Annotated in this window: 1 protein-coding gene (cut by a window edge); it reads right to left on the bottom strand. The window is 73.7% G+C overall.

Annotation, left to right across the window (positions count from 1 at the left end):
* Positions 1–17,680, bottom strand: partial view of a type I polyketide synthase gene (locus ABT061_RS42845; protein WP_350929137.1) — the 5' portion only. The gene continues 11,120 nt to the left of window position 1, outside the view; the window shows 17,680 of its 28,800 coding nt (coding positions 1–17,680); the start codon lies at positions 17,678–17,680; the stop codon falls past the left edge of the window.

Raw genomic sequence — 17,680 nt, 5'->3', positions numbered from 1 at the left:
CGAGCAACCGGCCCCGTACCCTCGCGGAGGGCGTGGCCGTCGAGGAGGACAGCGGCTTCCAGACGGTCCGATACCGCCAGTCGTCCACGGCGGAGCGCTCCCGGCGGTCGCGGCGCCACGAGGACAGCGCCGGGAGCAACGCCTCCAGCGCGTCACCGTCGACGTCCAGCCCCTCCGACAGCGCCGCCACGTCGCCGCGCTCGACGGCGTCCCAGAAGCCGGCGTCCGCCGTGCCACCGGGCGCGAGTGCGGCGGCCGCCGCGGTGTCCGGCCAGAACCGCCGGCGCTGGAAGGTGTAGGTCGGCAGGTCGACCGTCTCGGCGCCGGTGCCGGCGAAGAACCCTCGCCAGTCCACGGCGAAGCCATGGACGTGCAGCCGGGCCACCGCGGTGGTGATGGCCTGCTCCTCGGCACGATCCCGGCGCGACACCGGGATCGGACGCGCGCCGGGCCGGTCGGTGAGGCAGTCGGCGGCGAGGGCCGTGAGAACGGCGTCGGGACCGAGTTCGAGGAAGGTGCCGACGCCCTGCTCGGCCAGCCACCGCACGCCGTCCGCGAAGCGGACCGGTCGGCGGATGTGCGCCACCCAGTATTCGGGGGAGCAGAGCTGCTCCGCGGTCGCCGCCTCGCCCGTCACGTTCGAGACGACCGGGATCTCCGGGGGCGCGTACGACAGGCCTCGCGCGACCCGGCCGAAGTCGTCGAGCATGGCCTCCATCCGCGGGGAGTGGAACGCGTGGGAGACCTGGAGCCGCCTGGTCCTGCGTCCTTCGGCGGCGAGCCGTGCCGCGATCTTCAGGACGGCCTCCTCCTCGCCGGCGACGACCAGCGACTGCGGGCCGTTCACCGCCGCGATCGAGACCTGGTGCTCGTGCCCGGCCAGCAGCGGGAGCACCTCCTCCTCGCGGGCCTCCAGCGCGACCATCGCCCCACCGGCGGGCAGCGCCTGCATCAGGCGGGCGCGGGCCGCCACCAGGGTGCACGCGTCCGGCAGCGACAGCACTCCGGCGACGTGCGCCGCGGCGATCTCCCCCACCGAGTGGCCCGTGAGGTAGTCGGGCCTGATGCCCCACGATTCGAGCAGCCGGAACAGGGCCACCTCGAAGGCGAACAGCGCCGGCTGGGTGTAGCCGGTCTCGTCCAGCAGGGCGGCCTCCGCCGTACCCGCCGGGGCGAACAGCACCTCGCGCAGCGGGCGATCCAGATCCGCGTCCAGGTGGGACAGCACCTCGTCGAGCGTGTCCGCGAACACCGGGAAGCGACCGTACAGCTCGCGGCCCATTTCCGCGCGCTGGCCGCCCTGGCCGGTGAACATGAAGGCCAGGGAACCGCGGGCGGCGGTGCCGTGGACGACGGCCCCCGGAGCGACGGCACCGTCCAGCGGCTCTTCGGCCAGCGCCCGCAACCCGTCGATGATCTCCTGGCGCTCCCGCCCGACCAGCGCCGCGCGTTGGTCGAGGTGCGACCGCGAGGTCGCCAGGGAGAAGGCGACGTCTGTGGGGTGGAGACCGGGCGACTCCTCCAGCAGGGACAGCAGCCGCCCCGCCTGGTAGCGCAGGGCCTGCTCGTTCTTGCCCGATACCAGTACGGGAACGACGACGGGCTCGGCCTCCCGGACCCGGGCGGCGGCGGGCGGCGCCTCTTCGAGCACCGCGTGGGCGTTGGTGCCGCTGAGTCCGAACGACGACACCGCGGCCCGGCGCGGGTGCCCGGCGCGCACCCACTCCCTCGGCTCGGTGAGCAGCTCGATGGCGCCGCTGGACCAGTCCACGTGCGACGACGGCTCGTCCACGTGCAGTGTCCTGGGCAGCAGGCCGTGCCGCATCGCCATGACCATCTTGATCACGCCGGCCACACCGGACGCCATCTGGGTGTGCCCGATATTGGACTTGACCGACCCCAGCAGCAGCGGACGGTCCGCGTCCCGGTCCTGGCCGTAGGTCGCGAGCAGCGCGTGCGCCTCGATCGGGTCGCCCAGCGCCGTCCCTGTTCCGTGGCCCTCGACGACGTCGACCTCCGCCGGCGACACCCCGGCGTTGGCCAGCGCCTGCGTGATCACCCGCTGCTGCGACGGGCCGTTGGGCGCGGTGAGCCCGTTGGAGGCGCCGTCCTGGTTGATCGCCGACCCGCGGATGACCGCGAGAATCGGGTGCCCGTTGCGCTCGGCGTCGGACAGCCGCTCCACCAGCAGCAGGCCGACGCCCTCGGCCAGGCACATCCCGTCCGCCGAGTCGGAGTACGCCTTGCACCGGCCGTCGGGGGCCATGGCCCGCTGCCGGCTGAACCCGATGAAGGCATCGGGGGTGGACATCACGGTCACCCCACCGGCCAGTGCCAGTGAGCTCTCGCCGTCACGCAGCGACCGACAGGCCATGTGCAGCGCCACCAGCGATGACGAGCACGCCGTGTCCAGCGTGACGGCCGGGCCCTCCAGCCCGAACAGGTACGACACCCGGCCGGACAGCACGCTCGGCACGGTGCCGGTGACCAGGTGACCTTCCAGGCCCGCCCCCTGCCCGGTCATCGCCGCGCTGTAGTCCGCGTAGCTGGAACCGATGAAGGTGCCGGTCAGGCTGCCACGCAGCGCCGAGGGGGCGATCCCGGCCCGTTCGACGGTCTCCCACGCCGTCTCCAGCACCAGCCGATGCTGCGGATCCATCGCCAGCGCCTCGCGCGGCGAGATCCCGAAGAAGTCGGCGTCGAACTCCGTCGCGTCGTGGAGGAAACCGCCCTGGGTCGAGTACGTCTTGCCGGTACGCTCCGGGTCGGGGTGGTAAAGCCCCTCGACGTCCCAGCCACGGTCCCCAGGGAACTCGGAGATGGCGTCGACGCCGTCGAGCACGATCTGCCACAGCTGCTCCGGCGACCGGACCCCGCCCGGGTAGCGGCAGGCCATCCCGATGATCGCGATCGGCTCGTCCGAGGCGGCCCGCACCGGGCCGGCCACGGCCGCCGATCCGGCCTGCGTCCCGGCGATCTCGGCGCGCAGGAACTCCGCCAGCGCCTCCAGGTTCGGGTGGTCGAACACCAGCGTGCTGGGCAGCGTCAGGCCCGTCGCACTGGCCAGCCGGTTGCGCAGATCGACCGCGGTCACCGAGTCGAAGCCCATGTCGCGGAACGCCTGCCGCTCGGCGACGGCGTCGGCTGAGGAGTGGCCCAGCGCGGTCGCCGCCTGGGCGCGCACCAGCTCCAGCAGCAGGCGGTCCCGCTCGGACGCCGGCAGCCCGCGCAGCCGGGTGACGAATTCCCCATCGCTCGCCGCGACGGCCGGGCGCTCGGCGATTTCGGCCAGCCGCCGTACGGCGGGCACCTCGCTGAACAACCGGCTCGGCCGCACGGAGGTGAAGACCGGGAAGTACCGCTCCCAGTCGATGTCGGCGATCGCCGGCGCGGTCTCCTCGCCGGCCAGCGCCTGCCGGAATCCTTCGAGCGCGAGGTCCGGCTCCATGAACACGAGCCCGCTGCGCCGGATCTGCTCGGGATCGACCCGCCCGAGATCACGGTCGTCCGACCAGATGCCCCAGGAGATCGACGTGGCCGGCAGCCCCCGGGCACGCCGGTTCTCCGCCAGCGCGCCGAGGAAGGCGTTGCCCGCCACGTACGCCGCGTGCCGCCCGCTGCCCCACATCCCCGCCGTCGAGGAGAACAGCACGAAGGCGTCGAGCTCGTCCGCGTCCAGCAGCTCGTCCAGGTGCCGGGCGCCGACGACCTTGGCCCGCACCACCTCGGCGAACGCCTCGATGGTGGTGTCCTGCAGGGTGTGCAGCTCGATGGAGGCGGCGGCGTGCACCACCGTACGGACGACGTGGCCCTCCGCCCGCAACCGCGCGAGCAGGCCGGCGACGGAGTCGCGATCGGACACGTCACACGCCGCCATCGTGGCGGTCGTGCCGAGCTCGGCCAGCTCGGCCAGCAGCTCGGCCGCGCCGGGAGCGTCCATGCCACGGCGGCTGGTCAGCACCACCTGCTCGGCCCCCTCGGCGGCGAGCCAGCGGGCCAGGTGCGGGGCGAGCGTTCCGGTGCCGCCGGTCACCAGGGTGGTCCCGCGCGGCGTCCACCTGCGCGCCGGCTCCCGATCCGCTGCCGATACCGGCGCCGGCACCACCCGTCGAGTGAACAGGCCGGAGGGCCGGATCGCGAGCTGGTCCTCGCCGCTGCCGCCCGCGAGGACGCTCGCCAGGCGCCGCGCCGCGCGCTGGTCGAGCGTCCCGGGCAGATCGACCAGGCCGCCCCACCGCCGCGGGTGCTCCAGCGCGGCCGTCCAGCCCACGCCGTGGACCTGCGCCTGGACGGGGTTGGTCACCGGATCCGACCGGCCGGTGGAGACCGCACCACGGGTGAGGCACCACAGCGGCGCGTCGATGTCCGCGTCGCCCAGGGCCTGCACGAGCGCGACGGTCAGCGCCAGACCGGTGGCCAGCTCCGGGTATCGATCGGTGGGCTGTTCGGCCAGGGCCAGCAGGGACACCACGCCGGAGAGGTGCTCCCCCTCGTCGAGCGAGGCGTCCAGCCCGGTGCCCGGTGCCCCGGCATCGCCCGGCGCACCGGCCGGCACGCCGGTCAGCACGCGCGCCAGCAGAACGCGGTCTGTGCACGACTCGTCGAGCACGACCCTGCGGACCCGCGCGCCGTGCGCGGTCAGCGCGTCGGCGACGTCATCGCCCGTGAGGCCCTCTGTGGTGACGAGCAGCCACGTGCCCGACAGGGGGGTGGAGGCGAGGCCGGTCATCGGCCGCCACGCGACGCGGTAGCGCCAGGAGTCCACGGTGGACCGGGCCCGTTGCCGGCGACGCCAAGAGGACAGCGCGGGTACCACCGCGGCCAGTGCCCCCGTGCCCACGTCCAGTCCCGAAGCCAGCGAGTCGAGGTCCTCGCGCTCCACCGCCGCCCAGAACCGCTCGTCCGCCGGGTCCGCCGCGCCGGTCGTCCGCGCCTCGGCGCGCCGTATCCAGAACCGCTCCCGCTGGAAGGCGTACGTCGGCAGCTCCACCCGGCGGGCGCCCGTGCCGTCGAAGACCGCTCGCCAGTCGATCGGCACACCGCGCACGAACACCTCCGCCAGGGAGGTCAGGAAGCGCTCCGCGCCGCCCTGGTCGCGACGCAGAGTCCCGGCGACCACCGTGCCCGCCGTGGTCCCACCCGCCTCCTCGGCCGTCTCCTGGATCGCGCCGGTCAGCACCGGGTGCGGGCTGACCTCGATGAACGCCCGGTACCCAGCGGCCAGCAGGCACCGCACCGCGGGTTCGAACCGGACGGCCCGCCGTAGGTTGCGGTACCAGTAGTCCGCGTCCAGCTCCGTGCCGTCCAGCCAGTCCTCGGTCACCGTGGACAGGAACGGCACCTCGGCCCGCTGCGGCCGGATCGCCGACAGGGCCTGCGGCAGCTCCTCCTGGAGCCGCTCGACATGGGCCGAGTGCGACGCGTAGTCGACCGCGACCCGCCGGGCCCGCACGCCCTCCTCGGTCAACCGCCGCGACAGCTCATCGAGCGCGTCGGGGTCGCCGCACACCACGACCGAACGCGGCCCGTTGACCGCCGCGATCGAGATCCGCTCGCCCCAGGGGCGCAGCCTCTCCTCGATGTCCGGTACCGGGAGCGAGACCGACATCATCCCTCCGGCGCCGGCCAGCCGCCGCGCGATGGCCAGGCTGCGCACCGCCACCACCTGCGCGGCGTCGTCCAGGGACAGCGCGCCCGCCACGCAGGCGGCGGCGATCTCCCCCTGGGAGTGCCCGATCACCGCGTCGGGCTCCACCCCGTGAGCACGCCACATCGCCGCCAGCGAGACCATCACCGCGAACGACACCGGCTGCACGACATCCACCCGGTCCAGCGACGGCGCGCCCTCCACCTGGCGCAGCACATCGATCAGCGACCAGTCGACATGCCGGCTCAGGGCCAGGCCGCACTCGGCGATACGCTCGGCGAACACGGGGGACTGCTCCAGCAGCAGGGCGCCCATACCGGCCCACTGCGCGCCCTGCCCGGGGAACACGAAGACCGTCTTGCCCTCGACGTCCGCCACTCCCTGGGTCGCGCCCGGCGCGGACTCGCCCGCGGCCACCGCCCGCACTGCGGCGGAGAGCGCGTCGCGGTCACCGCCCACCACGACCGCGCGGTGCTCGAACGCCGACCTCGACGTCGCCAGCGAGAAGCCCACGACGGCCGGATCGGGCTCACCGAGGTCGGCCACGTGCGAGGCCAGCCGCCGCGCCTGTGCGCGCAGCGCCTCCGCCGTCCGGCCCGACACCACCCACGGCACCGCACCGGGAACGTGATCACGATCGGAAGCGGCGGCATCGGCGTTGGGACCCGCGAGCGCGACGTCGCCGGCCGGTTCCTCCGCATCCGGCGCCTGTTCGAGGATCGCGTGGGCGTTCGTGCCGCTGATCCCGAAGGAGGACACCGCGGCCCGGCGCGGCCGTCCGGTCTCCGGCCACGGCATGGCCTCGGTCAGCGGCTCGACCGCGCCCGCCGTCCAGTCCACGTGGGACGACGGCGTGCCCACGTGCAACGTCTTGGGCAGCACCCCGTGCCGCATCGCCATGACCATCTTGATCACGCTGGCCACGCCCGCCGCGGACTGTGTGTGGCCGATGTTCGACTTGACCGACCCGAGCAGGAGCGGGCGCTCCCGGCCCTGCCCGTACGTGGCGAGGAGGGCTTGGACCTCGATGGGGTCGCCCAGGCCCGTACCCGTGCCGTGCGCGTCGATCGCGTCCACCTCGGCCGGGGACAGCCGCGCGCCTACCAGGGCCTTCCGGATCACCCGCTGCTGGGAGGGACCGTTGGGCGCGGTCAGCCCGTTGGACGCGCCGTCCTGGTTCACCGCCGAACCGCGCACCACCGCAAGGATCGGGTGGCCGTTGCGCCGCGCGTCGGACAGCCGCTCCACCAGGAGCAGGCCGACCCCTTCCGCCAGGCTCATCCCGTCGGCCGCGTCGGAGAACGCCTTGCACCGGCCGTCGGCGGCCAGGGCCCGCTGGCGGCTGAACGCCACGAAGGCGGCCGGGGTGGTCATCACCGTCACGCCGCCCGCCAGGGCGAGCGAGCTCTCGCCGTTACGCAGCGACTGGCAGGCCAGGTGCAGCGCCACCAGCGACGACGAGCATGCCGTGTCGACCGTGACCGCGGGCCCTTCCAGGCCGAGTACGTACGACACCCGGCCGGACAGCACGCTCGGGATGGTGCCGGTGACCTGGTGTCCCTCGGCGTCGGCGGCGTCCGAGCCGTACTCCTGGTAGCTGGAGCCGATGAACGTGCCGGTCGAGTGGCCGCGCAGCGCGAAGGGATCGATCCCGGCCCGTTCGATGGCCTCCCACGCGGTCTCCAGCAGCAGCCGCTGCTGCGGGTCCATGGTCAGTGCCTCGCGCGGTGAGATCCCGAAGAACCCGGGGTCGAAGTCGCCGGCGTCGTGGAGGAACCCCCCTTCGACCGAGTACGTCGTGCCGGAGTGATCGGGGTCGGGGTCGTAGAGCCCTTCCGCGTCCCAGCCCCGGTCGGCGGGGAATCCGGAGATCGCGTCGACCCCGTCGGTCACCAGTTCCCACAGCTGTTCGGGAGAGCCGACGCCGCCGGGGAACCGGCAGGCCATCCCGATGATCGCGATCGGTTCGTCGGCGTGGACGGCGACCGGAGCCCCGGCGTCCGCGCCCACCTCGCCCGCCGAGCCCACGACCTGCGACCGCAGGAACTCCACCAGTGCGGCCGGGTTCGGGTGATCGAACACCAGCGTGCTCGGCAACGCCAGGCCGGTCACCGCGACCAGCCGCTTTCTCAGCTCCACCGCGGTCAGCGAGTCGAAACCCAGCTCGCGGAAGGCGCGCCGCTCGGAGACCACCTCGGCTGAGGCGTGCCGCAGCACGGCCGCCACCTCGGTGCGCACCAGATCCAGCAGCCTGCGCCGCTGCTCCTTCTCGGTCAGGTGCCGCAGCCGCGCGACGAATTCCGGGTCGCCGGAGGCCCCTGCCCCGTTCTCGCTCTCGCGCTGTGCCCTGACCTCCGCGAGCTCGCCGAACAGGTGGCTGGGCCGGGTCGAGGTGAAGATCGGATAGAACCGGTCCCAGTCGACGTCGGCGACCGTCACCACCGCGTCCCGGCCGCCGGCCGCCCGGCTCAGCTCGCCGATGGCGAGATCGGGCGGCAGGAAGGCCAGCCCGCGCCTGAGCAGGTAGTCGGCCATGTCCTCCGTCGCGGCCATGCCGGCTTCGGCCCACGCGCCCCAGGCCACCGACGTCGTGGCGAGACCGCGCGCACGCCGGTGCTCGGCCAGCGCGTCGAGGTAGGCGTTGGCCGCCGCGTAGGCGCCCTGCCCCGCGCTGCCCCACACCCCGGCGATCGAGGAGAACAGCACGAAGAAGTCGAGCTCGCGATCTCCGAGCAGGTCGTCCAGGTTGGCGGCGCCGGCCACCTTCGCCGTCATCACCTCGGCGAAGGTGGCGGCGTCCGCCTGCTCAAGGGGCGCGACGGCCTCCCCCACCCCGGCCGCGTGGACGACCCCGGTGAGCGGGTGCTCGGCCGGGATCGTGGCCAGCACGGCGGCCAGCGCGTCGCGATCGGCCACGTCGCAGGCCACGACGCTCACCTCGGCCCCCAGCGCGAGCAGCTCGTCGCGCAGCTCCGCCGCCCCGGGGGCGTCCATGCCGCGCCGGCTGGTCAGCACCAGGTGCGTGACGCCGCCGCGTACCAGCCACCGCGCGGTGGCCGCGCCCAGGGCGCCGGTCCCACCGGTGATCAGCACCGTCCCGCCGGAACTCAACGCGGTACCGCCGCCGACCGGGTCGGGCGCGGCCGGGTGACGCCGCAGCCGCCGGCCGAACACGCCCGACGCCCGGACCGCCACCTGGTCCTCGCCGTCCAGACCCGCCAGCACGCTCGCCAGCCCCTGGGCGGCACGCCCGTCGACGACCTCGGGCAGGTCGGCCAGGCCGCCCCACCGCTTCGAATGCTCCAGGGCAGCGACCCGGCCCATGCCCCACACCTGCGCCTGGACCGGACGTGTCACCCGGTCGCCGGGAGCCGCGGACACCGCGCCACGGGTGACGCACCACAGCGGCGCGTCGATCTCCGCGTCGCCGAGCGCCCGCAGGAGCGCGACCGTGAGCACGAGACCGCTCGGTACCGCCCCGCCGTCCGCGACGGGCGCCTCCGTCAGTGCGAGCATCGACACCACACCGGAGATCTCGTCCAGCTCCCGGAGCCGGGCCGCGAGCGACGTATGGTCGGCGTCCGTCCCCTCCAGCACGAGCCGCTCCACTCGCGCCCCGTGACCGTCCAGCGCGGCGACCACGTCGCCGTCCGGGATCCCGTCGGCGGTCACCACCAGCCAGGTGCCCTCCAGCATGGTGAGAGGGGGCGTACGGCGGGGCTTCCACTCCACCCGGTAGCGCCAGGAGTCGAGCGCCGACGCCTCGCTCCGGCTCCGTCGCCACGACGACAGGGCCGGGAGCAGGGTGTCCAGCGAGGAGGAGTGCTCGTCGCGCAGGCCAAGGATCGCGGCCACGTCCCCGGCGTCGCCGCGCCCGACCGCGTCCCAGAGCCGCGCGTCCGCCGGGTCGGCGACCGCGTCGTTCGCGGCCGACGGCGGCTCCGGCCAGAACGACTCGTGCTGGAACGCGTACGTCGGCAGGTCCACCCGGTGGGCCCCGCGGAGCAGGGTCGGCCAGTCGACGCGTACGCCGTTCACATGCAGCTCGGCCAGCGCGGTCATGAGGGCGGTGCTCTCGTCGCGGTCGCCGCGCAGCACGGGCAGCAGCAGCGCATCCGCCTCCGCGGGAAGGGCGTCCTGGGCCATCGCGGTCAGCACGCCGTCCGGCCCGATCTCCAGGAACGCGGTCACGCCCGCCCCGTGCAGTTCCCGCACGCCGTCGCAGAACCGGACCGTCTCCCGCACGTGCCGCACCCAGTAGGCCGGTGAGCACAGTTCGTCCGTGGCGAACCCGCCGGTCACGTTGGAGATCACCGGGATCCGCGGGGGTGCGTACGACACCGTCTCGGCGACCGCCTGGAACTCCGCGAGCATCGGCTCCATCAGCGGAGAGTGGAACGCGTGCGACACCCGCAGCCGCTTGGTCCTGCGCTCCCGGGCGGCCCACCCGGCGGCGACCTCCAGCACCGCGGCCTCGACCCCGGCGATCACCACCGATGCCGGGCCGTTGACCGCCGCGACGGACACCTCGCCCTCGCGCCCGGCCAGCGACTCCAGGATCTCCTCCTCGCCGGCCTGGATCGCCACCATCGCACCGCCGGCCGGGAGCGCCTGCATCAACCGGCCCCGCGCGGCCACCAGCGCGCAGGCGTCCTCCAGCGTCAGCACCCCGGCGACGTGCGCCGCGACGAGCTCCCCGATCGAGTGCCCCGCCAGCGCGGCCGGGCGCACGCCCCACGACTCCACCAGCCGGTACAGCGCGACCTCCAGGGCGAACAGCGCCGGCTGCGTGTACACCGTACGGTCGAGCAGCTCCGCGTCGAAGAACAGTGCCTCCCGCAGCGGACGGTCCAGGTAGGAGGCCATCTGGGGGGCCAGCGCCGCGAGCACGCCTTCAAGGGCCTCGGCGAACACCGGGAACCGCTCGTAGGTCTCCAGGCCCATGCCCACGCGCTGGGCACCCTGGCCGGTGAACAGGAACGCCGGCTTCTGGTCGTATCCGGCCTGGCCGCGTACGACTCCCGGCGCGGCCCGGCCGCCGGCCAGCGCGCGCAACCCGGCCAGCGCTCCGGCATGGTCCTCGGCCAGCACGGCGGCCCGGTGCTCGAAGGGGGAACGGGTGGTCACCAGCGAGAACGCGACGTCGGCCGGCCTCGTCTCGGGACGGCCCTCCAGGTGGGACAGCAGCCGCGCGGCCTGCTCCCGCACCGCCTGCTCGGTCCTGCCCGAGACCGGCAGCGGCAGCGGCAGGCCCGCCATCGGCGGCCTGTCGGCCGATGGAGCCCGCTCGACGGTGTCCTGTTCGATGATGAGGTGGGCGTTGGTGCCGCTGAAGCCGAACGACGACACGGCGGCCCGGCGCGGGTGGCCCGTCTCCGGCCACTCCCGCGCCTCGGTCAGCAGCTCGACCGCGCCCGCGGTCCAGTCCACGTGCGAGGACGGCGCGTCGACGTGCAGGGTCTTGGGCACGACGCCGTGCCGCATGCCCATGATCATCTTGATCACGCCCGCGACACCCGCCGCCGCCTGCGTGTGGCCGATGTTCGACTTGATCGACCCGAGCAGCAGCGGGCGGTCCTTGGGCCGGTCCTGGCCGTAGGCGGCCAGCAGCGCCTGCGCCTCGATCGGATCACCCAGGGTGGTCCCGGTCCCGTGCCCCTCCACCACGTCCACCTCGGCCGGGGACAGACCCGCTCCGGCCAGCGCCTGGCGGATCACCCTCTGCTGGGAGGGGCCGTTAGGCGCGGTCAGCCCGTTGGACGCACCGTCCTGGTTGATCGCCGAGCCCCGCAGCACCGCCAGCACGTCGTGACCGTTGCGCCGGGCGTCCGACAGGCGCTCCAGCACCAGCACCCCGACGCCCTCGGCCCAGCTCACACCGTCCGCGCCGTCCGCGAACGACTTGCACCGCCCGTCCGCGGACAACCCCCGCTGCCGGGAGAACTCCACGAACGGTCCGGGTGTGGCCATCACGGTCACACCGCCGGCCAGCGCGAGCGCGCATTCCCCCGAGACCAGCGCCTGTGCCGCCAGATGCACCGCGACCAGTGAGGACGAGCAGGCCGTGTCGACCGTCACGGCCGGGCCTTCCAGGCCCAGTGTGTAGGACACCCGGCCGGAGACGACGCTCGCGGCGGTCCCGGTGCCCCGGTAGCCCTCGAACTCGCCCGCGCCCAGCATCCCGCTGTAGTCGGTGTACATCACCCCGGCGAACACGCCCGTCCGGCTGCCCCGGAGCGTGACCGGGTCGATTCCGGCCCGCTCGACGGCTTCCCACGAGGTCTCCAGCAGAAGTCGCTGCTGCGTGTCCGTCGCCAGGGCCTCCCGCGGGCTCATCCCGAAGAAGTCCGCGTCGAACTCCGCCGCGTCGTGCAGGAAGCCGCCCTGTCTGGTGTACGAGCTGCCCGCGTGGTCGGCGTCCGGATGGTAGAGCGCGTCCAGGTCCCAGCCACGATTGACCGGAAATCCCGTGATCGCGTCACGGCCCTCGGCCACCAGCCGCCACAGGTCCTCGGGTGAGGCGACACCACCCGGGTAACGGCAGCTCATCCCGACGATCACGATCGGGTCGTCGGCGGCCGGCGCGATCGTGGCCGGAACGGCCGCGTCGTCCTGCTCGCCCAGCACCTCGTCCAGCAGGAACTCCGCCAGTACGGCGGGCGTGGGATGGTCGAACACCAGCGTGGCCGGCAGGCGCAACCCGGTCGCCACGTTCAGCCGGTTGCGCAGTTCCACCGCGGTGAGGCTGTCGAAGCCCAGCTCGCGGAACTCCCGCCGGACGTCCACGGTCTTCGGCGAGGCGTGCCCCAGCACCAGCGCCACCTCGGCCCGCACCAGGTCCACCAGGACCTGGACACGGTCGGCGCGTTCCAGGCCGGCCAGCCGCCGGACCAGTGTGCCGCCACCGGCCGCGGCCGTCGACGCCGCCGACCGGCGCAGGTCCCGTACCAGCCCGCGCAGCAGATGCGGCACCTCACCCTGCGCCCGCAGCGCCGCCAGGTCGAGCCGGACCGGGGCCACGGCCGGCTCACCCGAGCGGACGGCCGCGTCGAACAGCGCGACACCCTGCTCCGGGGTGATCGCCGGCATCCCGGCGCGGGTCAACCGGCGCGCCTGAGCGTCATCCAGGGCCCCGGTCATCCCGGCGTCCTGCGCCCACGGCCCCCACGCCAGCGACAACCCCGCCAGCCCCTCAGCCCGCCGCACCTCCGCCAACGCGTCCAGGAACGCGTTCGCCGCCGCGTAGTTACCCTGACCGGAGGCCCCGAACGTTCCCGCCACCGACGAGAACACGATGAAGCCGGCCAGATCCAGATCCCGGGTCAGCTCGTGCAGATACCAGGCCGCATCCACCTTCGGCCGCAACACCGTCTCCAACCGCTCCGGCGACAGCGACGGAATCGTCCCATCATCCAGCACACCGGCGGTGTGGATCACCGCGGTCAGCGGGTGCCCGGCATTCACCCCGGCCAGCAACGCCGCCACCTGCTCCCGATCGGCCACATCACAGGTGGCGATCTCGACCTCGACCCCGTGCGCGATCAGCTCGGCCCGCAGTTCCAGCGCGCCGGGGGCGTCCAGGCCCCGGCGGCTGGTCAGCAGCAGACGCCGCACCCCACGCTCGGCCACCACATGCCGCGCGAACAACCCACCCAGACCACCCGTCCCACCGGTGATCAACACCGTCCCCTCGGGATCCCACGAGCGGACACCGTCATCGGCGAGGACATCCCCAAGGTCCGAGCCGGGCGCCACCCGTGCCAGACGCGGCACCCACACCTCACCCCCGCGCACCGCCACCTGCGGCTCACCTGAGGCCAACACCCCCGGCAACGCCGACAACGCCGATTCCTCATCCACATCCACCAACACGAACCGGCCGGGATTCTCCGACTGCGCGCTGCGCACCAGACCCCACACCGCCGCCGCCGCGAGATCAGCCACCACCTCGCCGTCACCCACCGCCACCGCACCCCTGGTCACCAACACCAGCCGGGAACCATGACACCGGTCATCGGCCAGCCACGCCTGCACCAGACCCAGCACCCGAGCGGTCGACTCGTGAACCGACTCCGTCATCTCCCCGGCCGGGTCCACGGCCACCTGCGTCAGCACCACCCCGGGTACCGGCCCCACCTCCACCAGCGACGACAGATCCATATGAACCGGAATTGAATCCCCATCCGGCCGCCACGCCGCAACGGCACCCAACGCCCCCAGACCCAGCACCGCCACCGGCACCCCACCGGCCACCGCATGCTCCGGCACCGCCGTCCACTCCACACGGAACAGCGCATCCCGCCCCAGCACCCGGCCGCCGGCGGCCGGCAGGTCATCGGCCGAGAAGGAACGCAGCACCAGCGACCGCGCCGACAACACCGGCTCCCCCGCCGCATCCACCGCCACCAGCGACACCCCGTCAGCGCCCGTCCTGGCCAGCCGCACCCGCAGCACCGACGCCCCACCGGCGTGCAGGCACACCCCGCCCCAGGAGAACGGCAACCGGCCGCCCTCGGCATCGTCCAGCCCGGCGAACGGCACCGCGTGCAACGCCGCGTCCAGCAACGCCGGATGCACCCCGAAAAACCCCGCGTCAACCACCTGTCCGGGCAGGGCGACCTCCGCGAACACCGCACCGTCCGCACCTCGCCACGCCGCCCGCAACCCCCGAAACACCGGCCCGTAGCCCAGCCCGCCCTCGGCCAGCCGGTCATACAACCCGTCCAGCTCGATCACCGACGCACCCCGTGGCGGCCACACCGCCGTATCGAACACCGCCGTATCGAAGTGCGTGCCGGCCCCGCCCACCCCGGCGATGTGATCACGGCTCGCCAGCACGCCGGCGGCGTGCCGTACCCACGCATCATGGTCGTCGGCCTCCACCGGCCGAGCGTGAATGCTCAGCTCCCGGCGGCCCGCCCCGTCCGCAGGTCCCACCCGCACCTGCACCGCGACGGCGTCGTCCCCGCCCAGCACCAGCGGCGCGGTCAAGGTCAGTTCCTCCACCACGTCACAGCCGACCTGATCACCCGCCCGCACCGCCAGCTCAAGGAACCCGGTGCCGGGGAACACCACCATCCCGCCCACCATGTGGTCGGCCAGCCACGGATGCGACCTCGGCGACAACCTCCCGATCAGCAGCGCCTCATCGGAGTCGGCCAACCCCACGGCAGCCCCCAGCAGCGGGTGCCGGGCAGCCGTCAGGCCCGCCGCCGTCACGTCTCCCACCCGCGAGCCCGCGCCATCAGGCCAGAACCGCTCGCGCTGGAAGGCATAGGTGGGCAGTTCCACCCGGCGGGCGCCGGGGAACACCGCATGCCAGTCCACCGACACCCCGCGCCCGTGCAGAGCGGCCAGCGCCGACATCACCGCGCGCTGCTCGTCCCGGTCCCTGCGCAGCGCCGGCACCAGCACCTCGTCCGGCTCCCACCCGGAGTTCTGGGCGCGTAGCTGCGAATCCGGCGTCGAGTCAGTGTCGCGCGGGCCCGGTTCGGCGGCCAGGGTGTCCTGGGCCATCGCGGTCAGCACCCCGTCCGGGCCCAGCTCCAGATAGGCCCGGACGCCCTGGGCGCGCAGGGTGCGCACCCCGTCGGCGAACCGGACCGCGCCACGCACCTGGTCCACCCAGTAATCCGGCGAGCACAACTGTTCGGCGGTGGCCGTCTCCCCGGTCACGTTCGACACCACCGGAATCCGCGGCGGGTGATAGGTCAGCCTGCCGGCCAGGGCCCGGAAGTCCGCCAGCATCGGATCCATCAGCGGCGAATGGAACGCGTGCGACACTCGCAACCGGCGGGTCTTGACCCCCCGCTCCGCCAGGACGGCGGCGATGTCGAGGACCGCCTGCTCGACCCCGGAGATCACCACCGAGGCCGGGCCGTTCACCGCCGCGACCGACACCTCGCCCCCGCGCCCGGCCAGCAACGGCTCGACGTCCTCCTCGGCGGCCTGCACCGCCACCATCGCCCCGCCGGACGGCAATGCCTGCATCAACCGCGCCCGGCCCGCCACCAGCGCGCACGCGTCCCCAAGCGACAGCACCCCGGCCACATGGGCCGCCGTGATCTCCCCGATCGAGTGCCCGGCCAGCACCTCCGGCCGAACCCCCCACGAGGACATCAACCGGAACAGCGCCGTCTCCACCGCGAACAACGCCGGCTGCGCCCACCCCGTCTGATCCAGTGCCTCCGCCTCGGCCGACCCCGGCTCGGCGAACAGCACCTCGCGCAGCGACCCGTCGAGCAGCGGGTCCAGCTCGGCGATCACCTCGTCCAACGCCGTCGCGAACACCGGGAACCGGTCATACAGCTCCCGGCCCATCCCCGCCCGCTGACTCCCCTGACCGGTGAACAACACCGCCGGCTTGGCCTGCCTGCCGCGGCCCTTGATCACTCCGGCGGCGGAGACACCGTCCGCCAGCGCCGCCAACCCCGCGCGCAGCTCGGCGCGATCGGCGGCGAGAACGCCCGCCCGATGCTCGAACGCCGACCGCGTCGTGGCCAGCGAGAACGCCACGTCGACCACGGCCGTCTCGGGCACACCGTCCAGGTGCGCGAGAAGGCTCGCCGCCTGAGCACGCAGCGCCTCCTCCGTCCGGCCCGACACCGGCACCGGCACCACGCCCGCGTCCGAGGGCGCCCGATCCTCCGCGGGCGCGTCCGCCTCGGCCTGCGGCGCCTCCTCCAGCACCACGTGGGCGTTGGTGCCGCTGACCCCGAACGACGACACCCCCGCCCGGCGCGGCCGCCCGGTCTCCGGCCAGGAGCGCTGCTCGGTCAGCAGCTCCAGCACACCCGCGGACCAGTCCACCCGCGACGACGGCGCATCCACGTGCAACGTCTTCGGCAGCACCCCGTGCCGCATCGCCATGACCATCTTGATCACACCGGCCATGCCCGCCGCCGCCTGCGTGTGACCGATGTTCGACTTCACCGACCCCAGCAGCAAGGGCCGCTCCCGGTCCTCGCCGAACGTGGAGATCAACGCCTCGACCTCGATCGGGTCGCCCAGCGTCGTCCCCGTCCCGTGCCCCTCCACCACGTCGATGTCCGCCGTCGACAGCCGCGCGCCGGCCAGAGCCTCACGGATCACCCGCCGCTGCGACGGACCGTTCGGCGCGGTCAGACCGTTCGAAGCCCCGTCCTGGTTCACCGCCGAGCCACGGATGACCGCCAGCACCTGGTGCCCGTTACGCCGCGCGTCCGACAGGCGCTCCAGCACCAGCACGCCCACGCCCTCCGACCAGCCCGTGCCGTCGGCGCTGTCGGCGTACGCCCTGCATCGCCCGTTGGGCGACAGGCCACCCTGGCGGTTGAACTCGATGAAGGTGCTGGGCGTCGACATGACCGTCACTCCGCCCGCGAGCGCCAGGGTGCACTCGGCCATCCGCAGCGAGTGAGCGGCCCAGTGCAGCGCGACCAGGGACGACGAGCAGGCCGTGTCCACCGTCACCGCCGGGCCGACCAGTCCGAGCGTGTACGACAGCCGGCCGGACATCACGCTGTTCGCCGTGCCCGTGAGCCCGAAGGCGTCGATGTCGCGCGGCAGGCTGTCGCGGTAGTCCGGCGACATCGCGCCGACGAACACCCCGGTCTGGCTGCCCCGTAGTGCGATCGGGTCGATGCCCGCTCGCTCGACGGCCTCCCAGGAGGCTTCGAGCAGCAGCCGCTGCTGCGGATCCATGCCCAGCGCCTCCCGGGGGGAGATGCCGAAGAAGCCGGCGTCGAAGTCCGCCGCGTCACGCAGGAACCCACCGGACAACGACTGCGGGACGGCGGCGCCGTACTCGTCCCGAAGCCTGTCAAGGTCCCAGCCACGATCGGCGGGCGGCTCGGATATCGGATCACCGCCCTCTGCGAGCAGGTGCCACAGGTCCTCCGGCGAGGACACACCGCCCGGGTACCGGCAGGTCATCCCGACGATCGCGATCGGCTCCAGGTGCTGTTCTTCAAGGTCGTGGACGCGTTGCCGGGTGCGCCGCAGATCCGCGGTCGCCCGCTTGAGGTATTCCCGGAGTTTCGCTTCGTTGTCCAT

It is taken from the genome of Streptosporangium sp. NPDC002544, assembly GCF_040295965.1.
Taxonomy (GTDB): domain Bacteria; phylum Actinomycetota; class Actinomycetes; order Streptosporangiales; family Streptosporangiaceae; genus Streptosporangium.
This window is presented reverse-complemented; position numbering and strand designations above follow the sequence as displayed.